A 25,016-nucleotide genomic window follows, 5' to 3' on the forward strand; every position below is an offset into this window, starting at 1 on the left:
GGACCGGCTACTGCCAGTCTTCCCACGGCGGTTCCTCGTCCAGGTCGTAGGGCGGCTCTTCGTCGGCCGGGCCGGCGTGGGCCGGCCGGGCGGATCCGGCCTGCGGGGCAGATCCGGCCTGCGGGGCGGAGGCTGCAGGCGCGGGCCCGGCTCCGGCGCCGGCTTCCGCAGGCACGGCGGCGTTGCACTCCGCCAGGGTGTCCAGGACGCCCTGGGCGTACTTGGCGAGCTTGGCCTCGCCGACCCCGCCGATGGTGCCCAGCTCCGCCTCGGTGGCGGGGAGTCGCGTCGCGATCTCCCGCAGCGTCGCATCGTGGAAGACGACGTACGCCGGTACGCCCTGCTCGCGCGCCGTCGCGGCCCGCCAGGCGCGCAGCGCCAGGAAGAACGGCTCGGCCCCGGCCGGCAGGTCGACCGGCACGCGGGCGCCCTTCCCGGAGCGCGACCCGGACTCCTTCTTCGCCGGGCCGGCCGGCGCCTTCTCCTTGCGCATCGGAACGCTGCGGCGCCCGCCCAGCACCTCGCCGCTGTCGTCCGTCAGCACGAGCGTCCCGAAGTCGCCCTCCACCGCCAGCAGCCGCGAGGCCAGCAGCTGGCGCACGACCCCGCGCCACTCCGCGGTGCTCAGATCGGCTCCGATGCCGAACACCGAGAGCCCGTCGTGGTCGAACTGGATGACCTTGGCCGTCTTCTTGCCCTGCAGGATGTCGATGATCTGCCCGGCGCCGAACTTCTGGCGCCGTTCCCGCGCGAGCCGCCACACCGTGGACAGCAGTTTCTGCGCCGGGACCGTCCCGTCCCAGGACTCGGCCGGTGTCAGGCAGGTGTCGCAGTTGCCGCAGGGCTCGCCCGACTGCCCGAAGTACTCCAGCAGGCGCGTCCGGCGGCAGTCGACCGTCTCGCAGAGCGCGAGCATGGCGTCCAGGTGGATGCCGAGGGAGCGGCGGTGCGCCTCGTCGCCGTCGGAGCCCTCGATGAGCTTGCGCTGCTGGACCACGTCCTGCAGCCCGTAGGCCAGCCAGGCCGTGGCCGGTTCTCCGTCGCGGCCGGCGCGGCCGGTCTCCTGGTAGTAGCCCTCGACCGACTTCGGCAGGTCCAGGTGTGCCACGAACCGCACGTCCGGCTTGTCGATGCCCATGCCGAAGGCGATCGTGGCCACCACCACGACCCCGTCCTCCCGCAGGAAGCGCGCCTGGTTCGCCGCGCGCGTACGGGCGTCCATTCCGGCGTGGTACGCGACGGCGTCGATGCCCTGCTCCGCCAGGAAGGCCGCGGTCTTCTCCACCGAGGCGCGCGAGAGGCAGTAGACGACTCCGGCGTCCCCGTCGTGCTCGGTCCGGATCAGGTCCAGCAGCTGCCGCTGCGGGTTGCTCTTCGGGACGATCCGGTACTGGATGTTCGGCCGGTCGAAGCTGGCGACGAAGTGCCGGGCGTCCTCCAGGCCGAGCCGCGCCACGATCTCGGCGTGGGTGGCCTCGGTGGCCGTCGCGGTCAGCGCGATCCGCGGCACCTTCGGCCAGCGCTCGTGCAGCATGGACAGCGCGAGGTAGTCGGGCCGGAAGTCGTGGCCCCACTGGGCGACGCAGTGCGCCTCGTCGATCGCGAAGAGCGACACCTTGCCCCGGTCGAGGAGCCGCTGGGTGCCCTCGGTGCGCAGCCGCTCGGGGGCCAGGTAGAGGAGGTCCAGCTCGTCGGCGAGGAAGGCCTGCTCGACGGCCTGCCGCTCGTGGTGGTCCTGCGTGGAGTTGAGGAACCCGGCCCGCACCCCGAGGGCGGTCAGCGCATTCACCTGGTCCTGCATGAGTGCGATGAGCGGCGAGATCACGACGCCCGTGCCGTCTCTGACCAGCGCCGGGATCTGGTAGCAGAGCGATTTGCCGCCGCCGGTCGGCATCAGGACGAGGGCGTCACCGCCGCCGACGACCTGGTCGATGATCTCCTGCTGCTCGCCGCGGAAGGAGCTGTAACCGAAGACGCGGTGCAGCACCTGCAGAGCATCGGAGATTTCGTGGGTGGTGTCCGGAGCGGCCATTCGAGAAGCCTAGCGGCACCCGCCGACACCCCTGCTCCGCTCACCGGAACCTGTGGAAAACCAGCCGCGCGTACGGGCTGCGTCAAAAGAGCCGCGGGCCGCGTTACCCCGGCCCGCCGCGGAGGCAGGCTCTTCGTGGGCGACCCGCGCCCTGTCAGGACCGGCCGGTCCGGACGGGAGGCCTCACATGTCCGCACACGCGTACCGGCTCCGCGACGGCGCCGCACTGCTCGCGGCCCTCGTGACCCCCTTCCTCGTGGCGCTCGCGCTCGTGCCGTTCCGTACGGACCTCTCGGCGACGAACACCGCTCTGATCATGGTCGTGGCCGTGGTCGCCGTCGCCGCCCTCGGGACGAGGGCGGCCGGGGCGCTGGGCGCGCTCGGCGCGGCCGTCTGGTTCGACTTCTTCCTGACCAGGCCGTACCAGCAGTTCACGATCAACGAGCGGGCGGACGTCGAGACGGCCGTGCTGCTGCTGGTCGTCGGGCTGATCGTCTCGCAGCTGGCCGTCCGGGCACGCCGGCTCGGGGCGACCGTGGTCACCGACGCCGCCCGTCTGTCCTGCCTCGGGGCCACGGCCCGGCTCGTCGAGAGCGGCGCCTCGCCGGAGGCGGTGGTCGGGCACGTCCGCCGGGAGCTGGTCGGCCTGCTGGGGCTGCGCGGCTGCCGCTTCGAGTACGGAAGGCTGACCGGCCGGCTGCCGCGGCTGGAGCACGACGGCAGCGTGTGGCTGCGTGGCGGCAGCGTGATCACGGAGTACGCGGACTGGCCCGAGGGCGAGACCGAACTGCGGGCGGTCGGCGGCGGCCACTACTACGGCCGCTTCCTCCTCGACGCCCGCCCCGGCCCGCTCCCGGCCGAGCAGGCACGGCAGGTGGCCGTCGCGCTGGCCGCTCAGGCCGGCGCCGCCCTGGACACCGCGGGCCTCTCCCACCAGGGCTGACGGGCGGCCCGGGCGGTTCTCCCGTCAGAGAGGCGTCAAGAGATCCCGTGCCCCCGTATGGAGGCCGTCAAAGCGCGTCAACACCCTGGTGAAGACGGGGTTGTCTGGTCATCGGCCATCTGGCCGATTCACCTCACCCACTTCATCCAGGAGCTCACGATGGCCGATCTGGCCTTCGTCGTCACCACGGTCGCGGTCTTCGCGCTGGTGGCTCTCATCGCCCGAGGGGTGGCCAAGCTGTGACCGTCGAGAACATCGTCGGCCTCGCCGTGGCCGTCTCCCTGCTGGGTTACCTCGTCCTCGCCCTCGTGTACCCGGAGAGGTTCTGAGCGCTGACATGAGCCCCGTAACCGCTGGTGTGCTCCAGCTGCTCGCACTGATCGCCGCGCTCGCACTGGCCTACCGTCCGCTCGGCGACCACATGGCCCGCGTCTACTCCTCCGAGAAGCACTGGAAACCGGAGAAGTGGATCTACAAGGCCATCGGCGCCAACCCGTCGACCGAGATGCGCTGGCCCGCCTACCTGCGCGGCGTCCTCGCCTTCTCCGCGGTCAGCGTCCTCTTCCTGTACCTGATGCAGCGCCTGCAGGGCAGCCTGCCCGGCTCGCTCGGCTTCGCCTCGATCGATCCCGACCAGGCCTTCAACACCGCCGCCTCCTTCGTGGCCAACACGAACTGGCAGTCGTACTCCGGCGAGCAGGCCATGGGCCACGTCGTGCAGACCGGCGGCCTGGCGGTGCAGAACTTCGTCTCCGCGGCGGTCGGCATGGCCGTCGCCGTGGCCCTCGTACGGGGCTTCGCGCGCTCCCGCACCAGGGAGCTCGGCAACTTCTGGTCCGACCTGGTCCGCGGCACCGTCCGCATCCTGCTGCCGATCTCGGTGATCGGCGCGATCGTCCTGGTCGCCTGCGGCGCCATCCAGAACTTCGCCGGCATCCACGAGGTCGGCCAGTTCCCGGGCGGCTCCCAGCAGTGGAACGGCGGCGCGGTCGCCTCGCAGGAGGTCATCAAGGAGCTGGGCACGAACGGCGGCGGATACTTCAACGCCAACTCGGCCCACCCCTTCGAGAACCCCACCCCCTTCTCGAACCTCTTCGAGATCTTCCTGATCCTGGTCATCCCGTTCGCGATGACCCGCACCTTCGGCAGGATGGTCGGCTCGGTCAAGCAGGGCTACGCCATCCTCGCCACCATGGGCGTCATCTGGATCGGCTTCACCGCGCTGATGATGTGGACCGAGTTCGCCCACCACGGCCCGGCCTTCGACGTCGCGGGCGGCGCCATGGAGGGCAAGGAGAACCGCTTCGGCATCGGCGCCTCCGCCATCTTCTCGGTCGCGACCACGCTCACCTCGACCGGTGCGGTCAACTCCTTCCACTCCTCCTACACGGGGCTCGGCGGCGGCATCCAGCTGCTCGGCATGCAGCTCGGCGAGATCGCGCCCGGCGGCGTCGGCTCCGGCCTCTACGGCATGCTGATCATGGCGATCATCGCGGTGTTCATCGCCGGTCTGATGGTCGGCCGCACCCCCGAGTACCTGGGCAAGAAGATCGGCACCCGCGAGATCAAGCTCGCGGCCTGCTACATCCTCGTCACCCCCGCCCTGGTGCTGTGCTTCACGGCCGCGGCGATGGCCCTGCCCACCCCGGGGAATTCGATGACGAACTCCGGGGCGCACGGCTTCTCGGAGATCCTCTACGCCTACACCTCCGGCGCCAACAACAACGGCTCCGCCTTCGCGGGCCTGAACGCCGACACGCAGTGGTTCAACAGCACCATCGGCATCGCCATGCTGCTCGGCCGCTTCCTGCCCATGGTCTTCGTCCTGGCGCTGGCCGGCTCGCTCGCCGAGCAGAAGCCCGTCCCCGAGACCGCAGGCACCCTGCGCACCGACAAGCCGCTCTACACCGGCCTGCTCGTCGGAACGATCCTCATCATCACCGGTCTGACCTACTTCCCGGCCCTGGCGCTGGGTCCGCTCGCCGAAGGGCTCGCAGCATGAGCACCGTCACTCCCACAAGGGCTCCGCACCAGGACGCGCCCAGCGGTCACGAGCCGGGCGCCGGGCGCGTCGGCGGGGGCCTGTTCGACCCCAGGCAGCTGCTGAGCTCGTTCCCGGACGCGGTGCGCAAGCTCGACCCCCGGGTCATGATCAAGTCGCCCGTCATGTTCGTGGTCCTGGTCGGCTCGGTGGTCACCACCGTCCTCGCGGTCAAGGACCCGACGGACTGGTTCGGCTGGGCTATCACCGTCTGGCTGTGGCTGACCACGATCTTCGCCAACCTCGCGGAGGCCGTCGCCGAGGGCCGCGGCAAGGCTCAGGCCGACACCCTGCGCAAGGCCAAGACCGACTCCGTGGCCCGGCGCCTGACCCGGGACGGCAGCGAGGAGCAGGTCCCCGGCATCGAGCTGAGGATCGGTGACCTGGTGGTCTGCGAGGCGGGCGACATCATCCCCGGCGACGGTGACGTCGTCGAGGGTGTGGCCTCCGTCGACGAGTCCGCGATCACCGGCGAGTCCGCGCCCGTCATCCGCGAGTCCGGCGGCGACCGCTCGGCCGTCACCGGCGGCACCAAGGTCCTCTCCGACCGGATCGTCATCAAGATCACGACGAAGCCCGGCGAGACCTTCATCGACCGCATGATCGCCCTCGTCGAGGGCGCCGCACGGCAGAAGACCCCGAACGAGATCGCCCTCAACATCCTGCTGGCGTCCCTCACCATCGTGTTCCTGCTGGCCGTGGTGACCCTGCAGCCGTTCGCGATCTACGCGGGCGCCGAGCAGTCGATGATCGTGCTGACGGCGCTGCTGGTCTGCCTGATCCCGACCACCATCGGCGCGCTGCTCTCCGCCATCGGCATCGCGGGCATGGACCGGCTCGTCCAGCGCAACGTCCTCGCGATGAGCGGTCGTGCGGTGGAAGCCGCCGGTGACGTGTCGACGCTGCTGCTCGACAAGACCGGCACCATCACCCTCGGCAACCGGCAGGCCTGCGAGTTCGTGCCCGTCAAGGGCACCACGGAAGCCGAACTCGCCGACGCCGCCCAGCTCTCCTCCCTCGCGGACGAGACCCCCGAGGGCCGCTCCATCGTGGTCCTCGCGAAGGAGAAGTACGGTCTGCGCGAACGCCACCAGGGCGAGCTGTCGCACGCCGACTGGATCGCGTTCACCGCCCAGACCCGTATGTCGGGTGTCGATGCCGGCGGCAGGAAGACCCGCAAGGGCGCGGCCGGTTCGGTCATGACCTGGGTCGAGGAGCAGGGCGGCCGGGTCCCCGACGACGCCGACCTGCTCGCCAACAGGATCTCCGAGGCGGGCGGCACGCCGCTCCTGGTCGCGGTCGAGGACGAGAAGGGCGCCCGCGTCCTCGGCGTCATCCACCTCAAGGACGTCGTCAAGGAGGGCATGCGCGAGCGGTTCGACGAGCTGCGCCGCATGGGCATCAGGACGGTCATGATCACGGGTGACAACCCGCTGACCGCGAAGGCCATCGCCGAGGAGGCGGGTGTCGACGACTTCCTCGCCGAGGCCACCCCCGAGGACAAGATGGCCCTCATCAAGCGGGAGCAGGCCGGCGGCAAGCTGGTCGCGATGACCGGTGACGGTACGAACGACGCCCCGGCGCTCGCCCAGGCCGACGTCGGCGTCGCGATGAACACGGGCACCTCGGCCGCCAAGGAGGCCGGGAACATGGTGGACCTGGACTCCAACCCGACCAAGCTCATCGAGATCGTCGAGATCGGCAAGCAGCTGCTGATCACGCGCGGTGCCCTGACCACGTTCTCCATCGCCAACGACGTCGCGAAGTACTTCGCGATCATCCCGGCCATGTTCGCCGTGGTCTACCCGGGCCTCGACAAGCTCAACATCATGGGCCTGTCCTCGCCCGAGTCGGCGATCCTCTCCGCCGTCGTCTTCAACGCGCTGATCATCATCGCGCTGGTCCCGCTCGCCCTGAAGGGCGTCCGGTACCGGCCCACCAGCGCCGACCGGATGCTCCGCCGCAACCTCGGCTTCTACGGGGTGGGCGGTCTGATCGCCCCGTTCATCGGCATCAAGCTCATCGACCTGCTCATCTCCCTCATCCCCGGAATCGGCTGATCGGCTATGAACTCTTCCGTATCCAGCACGGCACGACTGCTCGGGGCCGGGCTGCGCGCCCTCCTCGTCCTGACCGTGATCTGCGGGGTCCTCTACCCGCTCGCCGTCACCGGGATCGCCCAGGCCCTCTTCAACGACAAGGCCAACGGCTCCGAGATCAAGGACGGGAGCGGCCGGGTCGTGGGCTCCTCCCTCATCGGGCAGACCTACAACCTGCCGAAGAACGACCCGGACGACGCCGAAGAGGCCGCGAGGCCGGACCTGAAGTGGTTCCAGCCACGCCCCTCCAACGGCCTCGGCTCCAACAGCGTCAACACCCGGTACGCGCTGATCCTCTCGGGCGCCACCAACCGCTCCGCCGACAACGGCGCCGTGAACGGCCGGTGCACCAAGGACGCCGAGGAAGGCACGCTCTGCGCCCAGGTCGTCGCCGCCAAGGAGGCCGTCATCGCGGACAACTCCACCGCCGGCTACACGGTCGAGCCCGAGGACGTGCCGGCGGACGCCGTCACCTCCTCCGGCTCCGGCCTCGACCCGGACATCTCCCCCGCGTACGCCAGGATCCAGGTCCACCGGGTCGCGGAGCAGAACGGGCTGGACGTCAAGCAGGTCGAGAAGCTCGTCGCCGACCACACCCGGGGCCGTGCACTCGGCTTCATGGGCGAACCGCGCGTCAACGTCCTCGAACTCAACAGCGCGCTCAGGGCACTGGCCAGGAGCTGATGCCCGGCGTCGCACGACCCGAGGACCGGCGGGGCACGCGGCTCGCCCCGCCGGTCCGTACGGCGATCCGCAACGAAGGGAGGCTGCACGCCGATGACCCGGGTGCTGGTGGTGGAGGACGATCGTCAGCTCGTCCGCGCGCTCAGGATCAACCTCCGGGCGCGCAGGTTCGAGGTCGACGAGGCATCCGACGGCGGCTCGGCGCTGCGGCTCGCGGCCGCCCGCAAGCCGGACGTCATCGTGCTGGACCTCGGCCTCCCGGACATGGACGGCGTCGACGTGATCCAGGCGGTCCGCGGCTGGAGCCGGACCCCCATCCTGGTCCTCTCCGCCCGCCACACCTCCGAGGACAAGATCCGGGCCCTGGACGCCGGCGCGGACGACTACGTGACCAAGCCGTTCAGCATGGACGAGCTGCTGGCCCGCCTGCGCGCGGCCACCCGCCGCCGGGAGGCCCCGCCGGAGTCCCCGGCCGCAACCGAGGTCGCCCTGATCACGACGGCCGGCTTCTCCGTCGACCTCGTGGCGCGGAAGGTCCGGCGGGGCGAGCGCACCGTACGGCTGACCCCGACCGAGTGGCACCTGCTGGAGATCCTCCTCACCCACCCCGGTCGGCTGATCACCCAGAGCAGGCTCCTGCTGGAGGTCTGGGGACCGACGTACTCGGAACACACCAACTACCTGCGCGTCTACATGGCCCGGCTGCGGCGCAAGCTGGAGGCGGACCCGTCCCGCCCCCGGTATCTGATCACCGAACCGGGCATGGGCTACCGCTTCGAACCGTAGGTGTCGCGGGACCCCGCCCGGCCGGCCCGACCGGCGCCCGGCCTCCCGTACACCTGCCCCGCCATCGACCACCCTTCGGCACCACACACGAGAAGTCGGCACCATGGGACGCGGAAAGCTTCGGATCTACCTCGGCGCGGCACCGGGCGTCGGCAAGACGTACGCGATGCTCTCCGAGGCGCACCGCCGGATCGAGCGGGGCACCGACTGCGTCGTCGGCTTCGTCGAGCACCACGGCCGCCCGCGCACCGAGGTCATGCTGCACGGCCTCGAACTCGTCGAGCGGCGCGAGATCGGGTACCGCGACACCGCCTTCGCCGAGATGGACGTCGACGCGATCCTGGCGCGCCGCCCCGCGGTGGCGCTCGTCGACGAACTCGCCCACACCAACGTGCCCGGCTCGCGCAACGCCAAGCGCTGGCAGGACGTCGAGGAACTCCTCCAGGCCGGCATCGACGTCGTCTCCACCGTCAACATCCAGCACCTGGAATCGCTGGGCGACGTGGTCGAGGCGATCACCGGAGTCCGTCAGCGGGAGACGGTCCCCGACGAGGTCGCGCGCCGCGCCGACCAGATCGAGCTCGTCGACATGTCCCCGCAGGCCCTGCGCCGTCGCATGGCGCACGGCAACGTCTACAAGCCCGACAAGGTCGACGCGGCCCTGTCCAACTACTTCCGCCCCGGCAACCTCACCGCCCTGCGCGAGCTCGCACTGCTCTGGGTCGCCGACCGCGTGGACGAGTACCTGCAGGAGTACCGGGGCGAGCACGACATCCGTTCCACCTGGCAGGCCCGCGAACGCATCGTCGTGGGCCTGACCGGCGGGCCGGAGGGCCGTACGCTCATCCGCCGCGCCGCCCGCCTCGCCGAGAAGGGCGCGGGCGGTGAGGTCCTCGCCGTCTACGTCGCCGCCGGCGACGGCCTCACCTCGGCCTCGCCCAAGGAGCTGGCCGTCCAGCGCACGCTCGTCGAGGACCTCGGCGGCACGTTCCACCACGTCATAGGCGACGACATCCCCGACGCGCTCCTGGAGTTCGCCCGCGGGGTCAACGCCACGCAGATCGTGGTGGGCGTGAGCCGCCGCCGCTCCTGGCAGTACGCCTTCGCTCCCGGCGTCAGCGCCACCGTCGCCCGCGAGTCCGGGCCCGATCTCGACGTCCACATCGTCACCCACGACGAGGCCGCCAAGGGCCGCCGCGGCCTGCCCGTCGCGCGCGGCGCGCGGCTCGGCCGCTCCCGGATCATCCGGGGCTGGCTGGCCGGCATCGGCGGCCCGGTGGTGCTCGCCGTCCTGCTCAACCGGGTCGTGCCCGATCTCGGGCTCGCCAATGACATGCTGCTGTTCCTCACCTGCACGGTGGCGGCGGCGCTCCTCGGCGGCCTGCTCCCCGCCCTTGCCTCGGCGGCTTTCGGCTCGCTGCTCCTGAACTACTACTTCACCCCGCCGCTGCACGAGTTCACCGTCTCCGACCCGAAGAACATCGTTGCCATCACGATCTTCGTGGGGGTGGCCGTGTCGGTGGCCTCCGTGGTCGACCTCGCCGCCCGGCGCACCCACCAGGCCGCCCGGCTGCGCGCCGAGTCCGAGATCCTCTCCTTCCTCGCGGGCAGCGTCCTGCGCGGCGAGGACTCCCTCGACGCGCTCCTCGAACGGCTCCGCGAGACCTTCTCCATGCAGTCGGCCGTCCTGCTGGAGCGGGCCGGCGAGGTCGGCCCGTGGACCACGGCCGCGGCCGTCGGCACCGGTCCGGTGGCCCGCCCCGAGGACGCGGACGTCGAGCTGCCCATCGGCGAGAACATGGCCCTCGCCCTGACCGGCCGGGTCCTGCCGGCCGAGGACCGCCGGGTCCTCGGCGCGTTCGCCGCCCAGGCGGCCGTCGTGCTCGACCGCCAGCGGCTGGTCGACGAGGCCGGGAGGTCCCGCGAACTCGCCGAGGCCAACCGCATCCGTACCGCCCTGCTCGCCGCCGTCAGCCACGACCTGCGCACGCCGCTCGCCGGGATCAAGGCCGCCGTCACCTCGCTGCGCTCCGACGACGTGGAGTGGTCCGAGGAGGACGAGGGCGAGCTCCTGGAAGGCATCGAGGACGGCGCCGACCGGCTCGCCGCCCTGATCGGGAACCTCCTCGACATGTCCCGCCTCAACACCGGCACCGTGGTCCCGCTGATCCGCGAGACCGACCTGGACGAGGTGGTCCCGATGGCCCTGGGCGGCGTACCGGAGGACAGCGTGGACCTCGACATCCCGGAGACGCTCCCGATGGTCGCGGTCGACCGGGGGCTGCTGGAGCGCGCGGTCGCCAACGTCGTGGAGAACGCGGTGAAGTACAGCCCCGCGGGCGAGTGCGTGCTGGTCGCGGCCAGCGCCCTGCGCGACCGCGTCGAGCTGCGCGTCGTCGACCGGGGCCCCGGTGTCCCCGACGAGGCCAAGGACCGGATCTTCGAGCCCTTCCAACGCCACGGCGACGCCCCGCGCGGCGCCGGGGTCGGCCTGGGCCTCGCCGTCGCCCGCGGCTTCACCGAGGCCGTCGGCGGCACGCTGTCCGCCGAGGACACCCCCGGCGGCGGCCTCACCATGGTCCTCACCCTCCCCGTCGCCCCCGAACCGTCCGCGGGGCGGCTCTGAGCACCGGCCGCCCCACGCGTCCCATTTTGACGGGACATGGTCAAGATGTCGTAGTCGTCGTATCAGCAGTGCGTCAAGGCACGCGGCCCGCGCCGCCGCCCGCCCTACCGTCACCCCCATGGACGGACTCGCCGAGGACATCCACTGGGCCGGTGCGCGACGCTCCGCGATCTGCACGGCCGCACTGTTCCTCGCGGCCCTCCTCGTGCTGGACGCGGGTGCCGGCGAGCTCTGCGTGCTCCGCGTCGCCCTCTGGGCGGGCCTGGCCGCGCTGCTGTTCGTGATCCTGCTGCCGCCCCGGGTCTCCGTACGGGCCGGCCGGCTGAGCACCCGCGGACTGCTGGTCGGGCACAGTGTCCGTACCGACTCCCTGGCCTCCTTGCAGTGGTGCGACGGCGTGGCCCAGCGCGTCGTCCTCCGGGACACCGAGGGAAGCAGCGTCGAGATCGATCCGACCGTCCTGACCCGCAACCCCGCGATGTGGCGCCGGCTGGACGCCGACACCCGTACCTCGGTCGAACGCGGCACGCTGCTGCTCGGCTCCACCGCGCTGCGCCGGCTGGCCGAGCACATCGACCGGGAGACCGCCCGCACCGTCTTCAGGGTGTCCGGCCTGCGGTGACGGCCTCCGCCGGCCGGCAGAGCGGTCCCGCCGGCTCCTGTCAAGGTACGAACAGCCGGGGCTACGGCCCCGCCCCTCCTCCGGGCACGGTGGAAATCGACCGTCCTGCGCCAGAGCAGGACCGATACGCCACCCGGATCGGAGGCATCCGTGTCCCGTCGCGCAGGGGTCTTCGTGACCCGCCGCCCCGGACTCGTGCTGTTCGCCGCGCTCGTGTTCCTGGTCGTGTCCGCCGTTTTCGGCGCGGGGGCGACCGGCCGGCTGAAGACGCAGGGATACGACGACCCGCGCTCCGAGTCCAGCCGCGCCGCCCACCTGGCGGCCGAGGGCCTGGGGGCTTCCCCCAACCTCGTCGTCGTCGCGCGGGCCCGCACCGGGTCGGTCGACGACCCGGCGGCCCGGACCGAGGGCGAGGCCCTGACCAGCCGCCTCGCGGCCCGGCCGCACGTCGGCGCCGTGACCTCGTACTGGACCGGCGGCGCCGCCGAGCTGCGCAGCCGGGACGGCGACGCGGCCATGCTGGTCGCGCACGTGGACGGCGAGGGGGAGCGGCTCGGCGCCCGGGTCAGGGAACTCAAGCGTGAGCTGACCGCCCCGGCCTCCTCCGAGACGGCCCTGACCCTGCACGTCGGAGGGACGGCGCTCGTCGACGCCGAGCTCCAGGACCTCTCGGAATCCGACCTCAAGCGGGCCGAGGCCGTCGTCCTGCCGGGAACCCTGATCCTGCTGGTCCTGGTGTTCGGCAGTGTGGTGGCCGCCGCGCTGCCCCTGCTGATCGGGGTCCTGGCCATTGCCGGGACGCTGCTGGTCCTGAGCGTCCTCGGCTCCGTCACCGACGTGTCCGTTTTTGCGCTGAACCTCACCACCGCGCTCGGCCTGGGGCTGGGCATCGACTACGGGCTGCTGATCGTCTCGCGGTTCCGCGAGGAGCTGGCCGAGGGGTACCGGCCGCGCAACGCCGCCATCCGGACCGTGCGCACGGCGGGCCACACGATCGTCTTCAGTGCCGCCACGGTCTCCGCCGCGCTCGCGACGCTGCTGGTCTTCCCTCCGTACTTCCTGCGCTCCTTCGCCTACGCGGGCATCGCCGTGGTGGTGATAGCGGCGGTGAGTGCGCTGACCGTCCTGCCGGCGCTGCTCGCGCTGCTCGGCAAGCGGGTGAACGCCTGGGCCGTTCCGTGGCGCCGCCGGGTCCACACCGGCTCGCGCTCCCGCCTGTGGGAGGGGCTGGCGCGGATCGTCGTACGCCGCCCGCTGGTCGCGGCGCTGCCGGTGATCGGCCTGCTGCTGTTGCTCGCGGCGCCGTTCGCACACGCCGCTTTCGCCACGCCCGACGACCGGGCGCTGCCGGTGAGCGCGTCCAGCCGGCAGACCGGGGACCTGGTGCGCGGCTCCTTCGACATGAAGGGCTCCAGCGCGCTCACGGTCGTCGTCACGGGTACGGCGTCCCCGTCTGCGCGGGCGGACTACGCCCGCCGGCTGTCCGCGCTCCCGCACGTCGCCCAGGTCACGGGCGCCGAGGGCAGCTTCCGGTCCGGCGGGAAGGCGGCGGCCCCCGGCTCCGCGGGTTCCGCGGCCGGGCCCGTCGGCGCAGGCCCGGCACGGCTCTCCGTGGTGCCGCTGGCCGACCCCCAGTCGCACGCGGCCCAGCAGCTCGTACGCGACATCCGCAGCGCTCCCGCCCCGGCGGGCACCGAGGTCCTCGTCGGCGGGCCCAGCGCGGTACTGGTCGACGCCAAGGCCACCGTGGGGGACCGGATCCCGCCGGCGCTGGCGCTGATCACCCTCACCACCTTCGCCCTGCTGTTCGCCTTCACCCGCAGCCTGCTCCTGCCCCTCAAGGCCATCGCGCTGAACGCCCTGGGCCTCGCGGCCGTCCTCGGGGCCATGGTGTGGATCTTCCAGTCGGGCCATCTGCACCACCTGCTCGGTTTCACCCCGGGACCGCTCAGCACGACCATGCCGGTGCTGCTGTTCTGCATCGTCTTCGGGCTGTCCGTGGACTACGAGGTGTTCGTCCTCGCCCGCATCAAGGAGGCGCACGACGCCGGGCAGGACAACTCGACGTCGATCGTCACGGGCATCGCCCGCACGGGCGGCATCGTCACGACCGCCGGCGCCCTGCTCGCCTTCACCCTCCTCAGCTTCGGCACCTCCCAGGTCTCCCTCCTGCAGTTCTTCGGGATCGGCGCGGGCCTCGGCGTCCTCCTCGACGCCACGCTCGTCCGCGGAGTCCTCGTACCGGCACTCATGCGTCTGGCGGGCGGCCTGAACTGGTGGGCACCGAAGCTGCCGGGGCTCAGGGCGCCGCGCCCGGCGTCCCGTCCGCCGCCGCTCCGGAGATGCCCGCCGGGCCGGTGCCCCCCACAGGGCCGGACCGCGGTCCGCACCCCCGTCCGCCCCCACGACCACGAACGCGAACACGCCCGCGCACCCGCGCGCCGCTGACCACCGGCCACAGGCGTCGTCCCCGTACATCCCGTTCCCTCACCCCCGGCCCCGTCCAGGGGATCACGACAAGGAAGACCCGTCATGACCGACATCGCCATCACCGGACTCGGCTGCCGCTTCCCCGGCGCCCCCGACATCCGCGCCTACTGGAAGCTCCTGATGAGCGGGGAACGCCAGTTCTCCGCCGTTCCGGCAGAGCGCTGGAACCACGGGGTCTTCCACGAGCCCGGCGACCGCTCGGCCCCCAACGCCGCGTACACCGACCAGGTCGCGTTCCTCGACGACGTGGACCGCTTCGACGCCCTGCACTACGGGGTGCCGCCCGCGCGGGCCCGGTCCATGGACCCGCAGCACCGGCTGATGCTCGACATCGCCCGCGAGGCCCTCGACGACGCCGGGATGGGCCGCGGCGACTTCGACCGGGAGAACACCGGGGTCTTCTTCGGGATATCGGTGTCCGATTACAAGGACCTGATGGCGGCCCCCCTGCGGGCCATCTCCCTGGCCGAGGGTTCGCAGGGGGCGGACCGCCCCGGCGGCCTCGACTCCGTCCGGGAGCAGGCGGCCGAGCTCGGCACCATCCACTCCTTCACCCTGCCCGGGAGCCTGCTCAACATGGCGTCCGGCACCGTCAGCCGGCAGTTCGACCTCGGCGGCCCCAGCTTCGCCGTCGACGCCGCCTGCTCCGGCTCACTGGTCGCCCTCGACCAGGCCGTCGCCCAGCTGCGCCAGGGCACCTGCCGGATCGCCCTCGTCGGCGGCGTGTACCTCAACCTCACCCCGGACAGCCTGGTCGGCTTCTCCAGGCTCCGCGCACTGTCCGCCACCGGGGTGTGCCGCCCCTTCGACGAGGAGGCCGACGGCTTCGTCCTCGGCGAGGGCGCCGGCGCCGTCGTCATACGCCCGCTCGCCGACGCGCTCGCCGACGGCGACCGCGTCTACGCGGTGATCAAGGGCATCGGCTCGGCCAACGACGGAGCCTCCCCCGGACCCCTGGTCCCCACGGCCGAAGGACAGCTGCGCGCCATGCGCCGGGCCTACGACGACGCGGGGGCCGCCCCCTCCTCCGTGAGCTTCATCGAGGCCCACGGCACCGGCACCGCCATCGGCGACCGTGCCGAGGTGGAGGCCCTGCGCCGGCTGCGCACCGAGTACCCCGACGACGACCCCTCGCTGTGCTACCTCGGCTCCGGCAAGGCCCTCATCGGGCACGCCCTGTCCGCGGCGGGCATCGCGGGTCTGATCAAGACGGCCCTGGTCGTCCACCACCGCACGATCGTGCCGCAGCCCGACACCACCCCCCATCCCGATCTGGGCATCTCCGCCGCCGGCCTGCGCTTCGCCGACACCGCGCGGCCCTGGCCGAGCGCGGCCACGCCGCGGCGCGCCGCCGTCAGCTCCTTCGGTTTCGGCGGCACGAACGTGCACGTGGTGCTCGAGGAGCAGCCCGCCCCCGCCCACGGCACCTTCCGGGTACGCGCCGAGGGGCCCCGGCCCCAGCTGCTCCTCCTCTCGGCCGGCAGCCCCGAGCTTCTGGAACAGCACATCGACGAGGTGCTCGACATGCTGGAGCAGGCCGCACCCGTGCCGATCGCGGCGCTGGCCCACACCCTGGGCGCGCGCGAGCCGCTGAAGACGCGGCTCGCGATCGCGGCGGCCGACACGGAGGAGTTCGCCCGGCGGCTGCGCCACGCCCGCGGGCAGCTGGCCGAAGGCGCCCGCGGCGACCTCGGTGACGGCGCCTTCGCGGCCGACGCCCCCCTGCCGGAGGCGGAGCGCCGCATCGCCTTCCTCTTCCCCGGTCAGGGCAGCCAGCGGCCGGGCATGATGCAGGACCTCTACGAGCGGTTCCCGGGCTTCCGCACGGACGTCAACGTCCTCAGCGCCGTGGCCCGCCGGGACGCCGGCTTCGACCTCGCGGACCTGCTGTACGGCGAGGCCGCGGCCGCCCACGGCGACCCCGAGGAGCTCAGTCAGCGGCTGACCGGCACCGATGTGTGCCAGCCGCTGCTCGGCACCGTGCAGATCGCCGCGACCCGGCTCCTCGCCCACTGCGGCATCGCGCCCGACCTCACCCTCGGCCACAGCGTCGGGGAGTTCGCCGCGGCGGCGGCGGCCGGAGCGCTCACCGACGAGGACACCGTCCGGCTCCTGGTCCACCGGGGGGCGGCGCTCCGCCAGGCCGAGACCGGCCTCGGGGGCGGGATGCTGGCCGTGCAGACCGACAAGGAGACCTGCCGCCGGCTGATGACCGGCATCGACGACGTGTGGCTGGCGTGCTTCAACCAGCCGCGGCAGGTCGTGGTCAGCGGTACGCCGCACGGGCTCGCCGCGTTGCGGCAGGCCTGCGCCGACGCCGGGGTGGTCACGGTGGCACTGGACGTGTCCAACGCCTTCCACTCGCCGCGGCTGGCCTCCGCCGAGGAGACCGTGCGCGCGGACCTCGACGCCCTCCGCATCGCAGGGCCCGTCCTGCCGTTCGTCTCGTCCGTGAGCGCCGGGCTCTGCACCGACCCCGAGGAGCTGCGCGAGCTGTGGGCCCGTCACGCGTCCGCCCCGGTCCACTTCGGCGACGCCGTCCGGACCGCCTACGACCAGGGGGCCCGCGTCTTCGTCCAGGTGACGGGCGGCAGTTCGCTCCTCGCCTCGGTCCGGCGCAACCTCACCGGCCACGGCGACGTGCACGTCGTGGCCGCCGGTGAGGTGGCGCCGGACGGCGGGCGCGGCTTCGTCCGGGCCCTCGCCCGGCTCGCGGTCCTGGGCGTCCCGGTCGACCCGCGGGCCCTGGTGCCCCGGGAGGGCCGCCGTCTGCTGGACCTGCCGGTGGCGAAGCTCGCCACCCAGTCCTACTGGGTGCCGAGCGGGCGCCCCGCCAAGAAGAAGGACGCCGGCGCCACCGCCCTCCCGCCCGAGCCCGCATCGCCCGAGGAGACCTCGGTGAACGCACCGGTGGACACCCCGATGGACGCCACTGTGAAGAACGACCGGGCGGACGGCCCGATGGACGAACTGCTCCGGCTGGTACGGCAGCAGGCGGCGCTGATCACCCGGCTCACCGGGGCCCTTCCCGCCCAGAACCCGGCCGCGGAGATCACCGAACCCGTGGAGGTCTCGCCGGTGCCCGCCGCCCCCGCCGACCCACCCGCGCCACCCGCCCCGCCCGCGCCGGCCGGTGAGGAGTCCCGGCCGGCCGGTGAGACCGACGAGATCACCGCAGGCGTGCTCGCGCACGTGGCCCGGATCAGCGCGTTCCCGGTGAGCCACCTGCGCCTCGACCAGCTGCTGATCGACGAGCTCGGTTTCGACTCACTGATGCTGACCGACCTGTTCACCGCCCTCACCCGGCAGTGGCCGCGGTGGACGTTCGACGAGAGCGCCGCCGACCGGCCGACCGCCGGGAGGATCGCCGCGATGATCGCGAACGCCTGCGGTGCGGACACGGCGCCGGCCGCCACACCGGAGGCAGCACCCGAGGCCGCACCGGACGCCGTGCCCGCGGCCTTCCCCGTACAGCGGGCCGGCCACGGCGAGGAGGACCCGCCGACGGCGCCGGCCGACCCGCACACCGCCCCGCTGCCCGAGGAGCACACGCGGATCGAGTGCTTCCCCGAGGTCACCGCGCACGGCGAGCGCATCGCCGCGCTCAACGGGCTGGGAGTCCCCAACCCCTACTTCCTGATCCACGAACGCGGAATGACGGACACGACCGTCATCGACGGCCGGGAACTCCTCTCGTTCTCCAGCTACAACTACCTGGGCCTGGCCACGCACCCCCGGGTCGGCGAGGCGGCCCGGGAGGCGATCGAGCGCTGCGGCACGTCGGTGTCCGCCAGCCGGCTGCTGTCCGGCAGCCGTCCCCTCCACCTGGAACTCGAGGCGGAACTCGCCGACCGGCTCTCGTGCGAGGCCGCGGTCACCCTGGCCAACGGGCACGCCACCAACGTCACCGTGATCGGTCACCTCGTCGGCCCCGGGGACCTCGTCGTCCACGACTCCCTCGCCCACGACAGCATCCTGCAGGGATGCAAGCTCTCCGGGGCGACCCGGCGGCCCTTCCCGCACAACGACGCGGCCGCCCTGGACGCCGTCCTCACGCAGGTCCGCCACCAGTACCGGCGGGTCCTCGTCGTCATCGAGGGCGTCTACAGCATGGACGGCGACATCGCCGACCTGCCCGCCCTCGTCGAGGTCAAGCGCCGGCACGGCGCGCTGCTGATGATCGACGAGGCGCACAGCATCGGGACGATCGGTGCGACGGGACGCGGCATCGGCGAGTACTTCGGCATCGACCGCTCAGCCGTCGACCTGTGGTCGGGCACGCTGTCCAAGGCCCTGGCGAGCTGTGGCGGCTACGTCGCCGGGAACCGCCCGGTCGTCGAATACCTGCGCTACACCGTTCCGGGCTTCGTCTACAGCGCCGGCATGACCCCGGCCGACACCGCCGCGTCCCTGACCGCCCTGCGCCTGCTGCGCGCCGAGCCGCAGCGCGTGGCACGGCTCGCGGAGAACGCCGCGCTGTTCGCCCGCCTCGCCCGCGATGCGGGCATCGACATCGGGGACAGCCACGACACACCGATCGTCCCGTGCATCGTCGGGGACTCGGGGAAGACCCTGCGACTGGCCGAGGCCCTCTTCCGGCACGGCGTCAGCGTCAACCCCATCCTCTATCCGGCCGTGCCGGAGGAACTGGCCCGGCTGCGCTTCTTCATCACCTGCGAGCACACGCCCGAGCAGATCCGTCACGCGGTGACCGTGCTGGAGCGCGAGCTGCGGCACCCGGCCACCGCCCCGGCCCCGGCCCGCGCGGCCTGACCCCGCGGCCATGCACACCACCGCCGTGGACACCGCCATCCCGCCGATCGCGCCGGGCCACGTCCACCGATGGGGCGGAGCCCGCCTCGTCGTGGCCCGGTTCACCGATCTCCGGCAGGCCCCGTTCCTGTCACCGGCCGAGCAGCGGGTGGTCCACGCGCTGCCGGCCCGGCGGCAGGCCGAGTGGACGGCCGGCAGGCTGCTCGCCAAGCGCCTGGCCGCCGGGGCCCTGGCCGTGCCGGCGGACGAGGTGGAGGTCCTCCCCCGGGACGACGGCAGCCCGTACGTCCTCGTCGGCGGCAGTCCGGTGGCGGACGTGCAGGTCTCCATCAGCCACACCGCCCGCCACGTCGCCGCGGCCCTCGCACCGGGAGCGGTCGGAGTGGACCTGTGCGAGACCGCCTCGGCCGACGCCGTACGCCGGGTCGCGGACCGCGTCTTCTCCGCCGGGGAGCGCTCCCTCATCGGTACGGACCGGCCCGACGCCCTGGCCGGCGCCTGGGCGCTCAAGGAAGCCGCGGTCAAGGCCGACCGGAGCAGCGTCTTCGGCGCCGCCCCGCGCCTCGTCGAAATCCTCGGCCTCCGGCCGCCGGTCCTCGGCGGACGGCGCCGCGCGACGGTGGGGCGGGCGGGCGACGCGGTCCTCGCCCTCGTCCTCGCGCCCTCCCCGGGTCCGGCGGGCTGAGCGCACCCCCTTGGCAGCACTGCGTTGGTGCTCCTTGCCCGGCCGCATGATGCTTGTCAGTGGAGCCCCTGGCCGTGCAGGTTGCCGTGGAACCGCGGTGAGGGAACTAGCGAGGGCGAGATGAGCGGCGATGGAGCAACTTCCCACCTCTCCTGGTGAGCGGCCGGAGGAGACGAACGCCTCCGACGGATCGACCTACACGGCCACGGCCACCCTCAGCGAACAGGGCCTCGTGACCGAGTGGAGCGAGGACGCCCGCCGGCTGCTCGGCTACGCGCCCGCCGAGATCGTGGGACAGCCCGCCGCCCGTCTGCTCGCCGACGGCGCCCGCGACGACGAGGACGTCGACCAGAGCGCGGGGCGGATCCCGTCCGGGCAGGACCGGTGGAGCGGCACCGTGGCACTGCGGCACCGGGACGGCCGCCGGGTGGAACTGAGACTGCTCGCGCACCGCTGGACGTCCACCGGCGGGAACACCAAGTGGTTCGTGGTGTCCGCCGTGCCGGGCGAGCCCTCCGTGCCCTGGGGCGACTCTCTGAAGGAGTGGACGTTCGCCCAGTCCCCCTGTTTCCTGGCGGTGTTCGACGAGAACCTGCGGCTGGTGCGGGCGAACGCCGGCATGGAGCGGACGCTGTCCCTCACGGAGAGCGAGATGCGCGGGCTGCGGCTGCCGGAGATCGCGCCGGATCCCGTGAGCGACGAGACCGAGCGCAGGATGCGCCTGGTGGTGGAGACGGGTGAGCCCCAGCACGTCGACGCCTTCGTCCGCCCCGCGGGTGGGCGGGCGGATCACGGCCTGGCGGCCTCGCTGGCCCCCTTGCGGGACGCGGACGGCCGGGTGCGCGCCGTCTGCCTGGCCGCGCACGAGAAGACCGGAACCGACGACGAGCGGCCGCAGCTGCTCCTGTCGGACGTCGACACCGCCGGCATCGGCACCAGCATGGACAGTGCCCGCACCGCGGAGGAGCTCGCCGACGCCGCCGTACCCCGGATCGCCGACTTCGCGGTCGTCGACCTGCTGGAGCCTCCCCCGCGCGCCGACGAGCGCTCCTCCCGGCCGCCGGCGGGGCCGGTCACCGTCTCCCACACCGCCGTGCGCGCGCTCCTCGAAGGAAGCCTGGAGTCCCAGGTCCCGGTCGGCGGGACGGCCGTCTATCCGGCGCTGTCACCTCCCGTCGAGTGTCTGGCCGCGGGCCGCGGCGCCGTGTACGCGACCTCGGACCCGGCCGTCGCCCGATGGGTGGCCCAGGACCCCGGGGCCGCCTGGATCAGTCACTCCGGAACCCACTCGATGATGATGGTGCCGTTGCGTGCCGGAGGTACCACGCTCGGCCTGGCCGTCTTCAGCCGTCACCAGCGGCAGGAGCCCTTCCACCCGGAGGACCTGTGGCTGGCCGAGGAGCTCACGTCCAGGGCGGCCGTCGGCATCCACAACGCGCGCCGGAACAGCCGCGAGCACACCACCACCATGACGCTGCAGCGCAGCCTGCTCCCGCACTCGCTGCCCGATCACCCGGCGCTCGAGATCGCCTCCCGCTACCTGCCCGCCGGTACCGATGCCGGTGTGGGCGGCGACTGGTTCGACGTGATCCCGCTGTCCGGCGCGCGGGTGGCCCTCGTGGTGGGCGACGTCGTCGGCCACGGCATCCGCGCCTCCGCCACCATGGGCCGGCTGCGCACCGCTGTGCGCACGCTGGCCGACGTGGACCTGCCTCCCGACGAGCTGCTCACCCACCTCGACGACCTGATCATCCACCTGTCCGCCGACGAGGGTGACCAGGGAGCCGCCGGGGAGGCCGCCGGCGGCATCGGCACCACCTGCCTGTACGTGGTCTACGACCCGGTCACCCGCCGCTGCACCGTCGCCCGGGCCGGCCACCCCCCGCCCGCCGTGGTCAGCCCGGAGGGCTCCGTCTACCTCCTCGACGTCCCGGCCGGGCCGCCGCTGGGCCTGGGGGGCCTGCCCTTCGAGACCCTCGAGACCGAGATTCCCGAGGGCAGCCTCCTCGCCCTCTACACCGATGGCCTGCTGCAACCCCGCGAGCGGGACATCGACGAGTCCCTGGACAGCATGTTCGCGGCCCTCGTGCGCCCCGCCTCCAGCCTGGACACGGTCTGCGACCGCGTACTGGCGGCCCTGCTGACCCACCGTCCCGACGACGACGTCGCCCTGCTCGTCGCCCGGACCCGGGCCCTGCACGCCGACAAGGTCGTCGTCTGGGAGCTGCCCTCCGACCCGTCCGTCGTCGCCCGGGCCCGCCGGTACACCACCGAGCAGCTGACGGCCTGGGGGCTCGACGAGGCCGCCTTCGTGACCGAGCTCGTGGTCAGCGAACTGGTGACCAATGCGATCCGCTACGGGGCGCCGCCCATCGAGCTGCGGCTGATCCACGACGACAGCACCCTGCTCTGCGAGGTCTCCGACGCGAGCAGCACCGCCCCGCACATGCGGCGTGCCCGGACCTTCGACGAGGGCGGGCGGGGCCTGCTGCTGGTCGCCCAGCTCGCCGAACGCTGGGGCACCCGGCACTCCACGCTCGGCAAGACCATCTGGGCCGAGCAGTCGCTCGCCGGCTTCTGAGGATCCGCCCCCCTCACGCCTGGCCGCCGTACGGACGGACCGCAGTGCTCTACAGTGCGCCGGTCGGGGCGTGGAAGACGGGCCCGGCCCAGAGCGGAGGATCCGGCGGCGGCGCCTGGGGTTCCACCCCGGACGACGGACCGTCCTCGCGCCTGGCGCCGTTCCCGCAGGCGGCGCGCAGGGCTCCCACGAACTCCAGGCAGGAGTCGTAGCGGTCCTCCGGCACCTTCGCCAGAGCCTTGGCCAGAACCTCGTCGGCGGCGGGTACGATCCCCGGCCGCCTCTCCGACAGGGGAGCCGGCTGGTCGTACTGGTGCGCCCACAGCAGCGCCACGTCCTCTTCGCGTACGAAGGGGGGCCCGCCGGCGAGGGTTTCGTAGACGACACAGGCGAGGCTGTAGAGGTCGCACCTGCCGTCGACCGGCCGGCCGGTGATCTGTTCCGGCGCCATGTAGTCGAGCGTGCCCACGAACTCCCCCGCCGTGGTGAACCCGCTGAGCGACAGCGACTTCTTCGTCAGTCCGAAGTCGGTGAGGTAGATGTGCTCGGGGTGGTCGCTGTCGGTGCCCGCGGCGACCAGGATGTTGCCGGGCTTGACGTCCCGGTGCACCAGGTCGTGCTCGTGGGCCGCGTCGAGCGCGGACGCCACCTGGGAGGCGATGCGCAGGGCCTTCGCGACGGGCAGCGGGCCGTCCCGGTCCAGCAGGGCCCGCAGGTCCAGCCCGGAGACGTACCGCATGGCGATGTAGAGGACGCCGTCGGTCTCACCGGCTTCGAAGATCGGCACGATGTGCGGGTGGTCGATCTTCGCGGCCACCCGCGATTCGTGGGTGAAGCGGCGCCGGAAGGTGTCGTCGCGGGCTCGCTCGGGGGCGATCAGCTTGAGCGCGACCGTACGGTCCAGGCGCAGGTCCTTCGCGGAGTAGACGACGGCCATGCCGCCGCGGCCGATCAGCCGCTCCACCCGGTAGCCGGCGATCTGCTTGCCGATGAGGCCGGAGGGCCGGCCCGTGTACACGCTCAGGTCGGGTGCCGAGGCCATCAGAGGCCCGCCTCACCCGGCCGGCCGGACGACGGCGCGGCGCCGACGCGATGCCCGTGGGCGAAGGTGCCGATCATGCCGACCCCGTCCTCGATGGAGCGTCGCCCGAGGGACGACATGGCTGAACGGGTCGCGCTCGGCGCGACGGTGTCGGCTCGGGCGCGAAGGTCACGCGCAGGAGCCGCTCTTCCATACCTGAAGTCTATCCAGTGATCCATACGAGTGCCCCTTCGAGACGGAAGGGGTCCCCGGCACGTGGTGTGCCGGGGACCCGTGGTGTGGTGGTGGGGGGGTCAGCCCATGCCGCCGGTGCCGCCGCGGCCGCCGAATCCGCTGGTCTCGCAGCCGACGCCGACGCAGATGCCGCCATCGCCTCCGACGCCGCCTTCACCGCCGTCGCCGCCGGGGGACGCGGTCCCGCCGGTGCCGCCGTCGCCGCCGTTGACACTGCCGTGGCACACCCCGGCGCAGACGCCGCCCTTGCCGCCCGTCCCGCCGGTGCCGCCGCCCGGCCGGCCCGTCACGCCGGTGCCGCCGTTGGCGCTGCCGTTGCAGACTCCGGCGCAGATGCCGCCGCTGCCGCCCTCGGTGCCGTTGACCGAGCCGTTGCACTTGCCCGCGCAGACCTTGTCGCCGACGCGGACGCTGTCCTTGTCGAGCGTGACCTTGCCGGTGAGCTGGTCACCGAACTTGCCGAGCGCTCCGCCGCGGCCCCAGCGGTTCCCGCCCGTCTGGGTGTCACCGCCGCCGGGCGTGGGGACCTGCTGCTGTCCGGCGGCCGCCTCGACCGTGTGGCTCGGCAGTGCCGGCGCCGCCGTGGCGACCGGTGCCATGGCGCCGGCACCGATGAGGGTCGAAGAGACGAGAAGACCGAGACGGAACTTCCAAGATCGCACGCGCATGAGATTCTCCCTTGCCTAGAAACTGATTTCCGCTACGCGGTTCGGTTTGTCGAATTCCGCGCCGTGGACGATCCCTCCGGCGCAAACACTCGGGGCGCTCCGGCCGCATCGGGCCGGAGCGCCCCGAGGGGGACTCGTCCTTGAGTCGATTTCCGTCCCCGCCTGCCCGCCCTCGTTCCCCGACTGCCTCGGGTCCTTCAGGTCTGTCAGGTCTGTCAGGTTCCTCAGGTGGAGGAGGAGCCGTCTTCCATCAGGGCGAACCAGTTGCCCTCGATGTAGGCCTCCTTCAGGTCGTCGAGCTGCTCCTCCGACATGTCGTACTTCTTGGCGATCTTTTCCTTCATCTCGTCCGAGTCGTCGAACAGAAGGATCATCACGATGCGGACCTTGTCGACCATCGAGAGGTCGGACTTCGACTTGTCGGGCAGGTCGTCGAACCGGAAGCAGCCGACTCCGCCGGGCTTGCCGGGCTCACCCGGCTTGCCGGGCTGGCCGCCCCTGCCGCCCGCCCCGCCCTTGCCGCCCTCGCCGCCACGGCCACCCAGGGAACAGTGCGTGGGCTGCTCGGTCACGACCGAGGAGCTGGTGCCCGCCGGGGCCTTGAACTCCGACGCTTGCGCGGCGCAGGCCGTGCCGGTGACGAGGGCCAGGGAGGCCGCCGCCAGGATGAGCGGACGCTGCCAGGTGCACGTGAACATGGGGTTCTCCGT

At 72.6% G+C, this 25,016-nt stretch carries 17 protein-coding genes; 13 read left to right on the forward strand and 4 right to left on the reverse strand.

The window, feature by feature from the left end; translation table 11 throughout:
- Positions 1–7 precede the first annotated feature (7 nt).
- On the reverse strand, positions 8–2,032 hold the full coding sequence (recQ, locus tag OG472_RS09315) for a DNA helicase RecQ (protein ID WP_405941307.1): 2,025 nt from the start codon (positions 2,030–2,032) through the stop codon (positions 8–10).
- 187 nt (positions 2,033–2,219) lie between these two features.
- Between recQ and OG472_RS09320 the strand changes: the two genes are divergently transcribed.
- The 13 genes from OG472_RS09320 to OG472_RS09380 all read left to right on the forward strand — a co-directional run bounded on the left by OG472_RS09320 (position 2,220) and on the right by OG472_RS09380 (position 22,362).
- On the forward strand, positions 2,220–2,975 hold the full coding sequence (locus tag OG472_RS09320) for a DUF4118 domain-containing protein (protein WP_401614056.1): 756 nt from the start codon (positions 2,220–2,222) through the stop codon (positions 2,973–2,975).
- A 57-nt stretch (positions 2,976–3,032) separates the two neighbouring features.
- Positions 3,033–3,218: a hypothetical protein gene (locus OG472_RS09325; RefSeq protein WP_401614057.1), complete on the forward strand. Its 186-nt coding sequence runs from the start codon at positions 3,033–3,035 to the stop codon at positions 3,216–3,218.
- Positions 3,215–3,304, forward strand: a complete 90-nt coding sequence (gene kdpF, locus OG472_RS09330) for a K(+)-transporting ATPase subunit F (RefSeq protein ID WP_037807443.1) — start codon at positions 3,215–3,217, stop codon at positions 3,302–3,304. Before OG472_RS09325 ends, kdpF begins: the two co-directional genes overlap by 4 nt.
- A gap of 8 nt (positions 3,305–3,312) precedes the next feature.
- The gene (gene kdpA, locus OG472_RS09335) at positions 3,313–4,977 is read left to right on the forward strand and encodes a potassium-transporting ATPase subunit KdpA (protein ID WP_405941308.1); all 1,665 of its coding nucleotides are present in this window, start codon (positions 3,313–3,315) and stop codon (positions 4,975–4,977) included.
- Positions 4,974–7,076 carry a potassium-transporting ATPase subunit KdpB gene (gene kdpB, locus OG472_RS09340; RefSeq protein WP_405941309.1) on the forward strand — a complete coding sequence of 701 codons (2,103 nt, stop codon included), beginning with the start codon at positions 4,974–4,976 and terminating at the stop codon, positions 7,074–7,076. The genes kdpA and kdpB overlap by 4 nt, the downstream gene beginning before the upstream one ends.
- A 6-nt stretch (positions 7,077–7,082) precedes the next feature.
- Positions 7,083–7,799 carry a potassium-transporting ATPase subunit C gene (locus OG472_RS09345; RefSeq protein ID WP_401614064.1) on the forward strand — a complete coding sequence of 239 codons (717 nt, stop codon included), beginning with the start codon at positions 7,083–7,085 and terminating at the stop codon, positions 7,797–7,799.
- A gap of 93 nt (positions 7,800–7,892) precedes the next feature.
- Positions 7,893–8,585, forward strand: coding sequence for a response regulator (locus OG472_RS09350; protein WP_405828950.1), 693 nt, complete (start codon positions 7,893–7,895; stop codon positions 8,583–8,585).
- A 103-nt stretch (positions 8,586–8,688) separates the two neighbouring features.
- Positions 8,689–11,211, forward strand: coding sequence for an ATP-binding protein (locus tag OG472_RS09355; RefSeq protein ID WP_405828952.1), 2,523 nt, complete (start codon positions 8,689–8,691; stop codon positions 11,209–11,211).
- A 118-nt stretch (positions 11,212–11,329) separates the two neighbouring features.
- Entirely contained in the window at positions 11,330–11,833 is a 504-nt protein-coding gene (locus tag OG472_RS09360; protein WP_401614070.1) for a hypothetical protein, read from the forward strand.
- A 150-nt stretch (positions 11,834–11,983) separates the two neighbouring features.
- Complete coding sequence (locus tag OG472_RS09365) at positions 11,984–14,281, forward strand: MMPL family transporter (RefSeq protein ID WP_405828954.1); 2,298 nt, start codon at positions 11,984–11,986, stop codon at positions 14,279–14,281.
- 84 nt (positions 14,282–14,365) lie between these two features.
- Positions 14,366–19,096, forward strand: coding sequence for a type I polyketide synthase (locus OG472_RS09370; protein WP_405941310.1), 4,731 nt, complete (start codon positions 14,366–14,368; stop codon positions 19,094–19,096).
- A gap of 10 nt (positions 19,097–19,106) precedes the next feature.
- Positions 19,107–19,781 carry a 4'-phosphopantetheinyl transferase family protein gene (locus tag OG472_RS09375; protein ID WP_405941311.1) on the forward strand — a complete coding sequence of 225 codons (675 nt, stop codon included), beginning with the start codon at positions 19,107–19,109 and terminating at the stop codon, positions 19,779–19,781.
- Between the two features lie 130 nt (positions 19,782–19,911).
- Complete coding sequence (locus OG472_RS09380) at positions 19,912–22,362, forward strand: SpoIIE family protein phosphatase (RefSeq protein ID WP_401614077.1); 2,451 nt, start codon at positions 19,912–19,914, stop codon at positions 22,360–22,362.
- Between the two features lie 49 nt (positions 22,363–22,411).
- On the opposite strand, the gene OG472_RS09385 is transcribed toward OG472_RS09380, so the two are convergent.
- The 3 genes from OG472_RS09385 to OG472_RS09395 all read right to left on the reverse strand — a co-directional run bounded on the left by OG472_RS09385 (position 22,412) and on the right by OG472_RS09395 (position 25,004).
- Positions 22,412–23,404: a serine/threonine-protein kinase gene (locus tag OG472_RS09385; protein WP_401614079.1), complete on the reverse strand. Its 993-nt coding sequence runs from the start codon at positions 23,402–23,404 to the stop codon at positions 22,412–22,414.
- 293 nt (positions 23,405–23,697) lie between these two features.
- Positions 23,698–24,306 carry a hypothetical protein gene (locus OG472_RS09390; protein WP_401614081.1) on the reverse strand — a complete coding sequence of 203 codons (609 nt, stop codon included), beginning with the start codon at positions 24,304–24,306 and terminating at the stop codon, positions 23,698–23,700.
- A gap of 224 nt (positions 24,307–24,530) precedes the next feature.
- The gene (locus OG472_RS09395; RefSeq protein WP_401614083.1) at positions 24,531–25,004 is read right to left on the reverse strand and encodes a hypothetical protein; all 474 of its coding nucleotides are present in this window, start codon (positions 25,002–25,004) and stop codon (positions 24,531–24,533) included.
- Between the last annotated feature and the right edge of the window lie 12 nt (positions 25,005–25,016).

It is taken from the genome of Streptomyces sp. NBC_00207 (genome assembly GCF_045160965.1).
GTDB lineage: Bacteria > Actinomycetota > Actinomycetes > Streptomycetales > Streptomycetaceae > Streptomyces.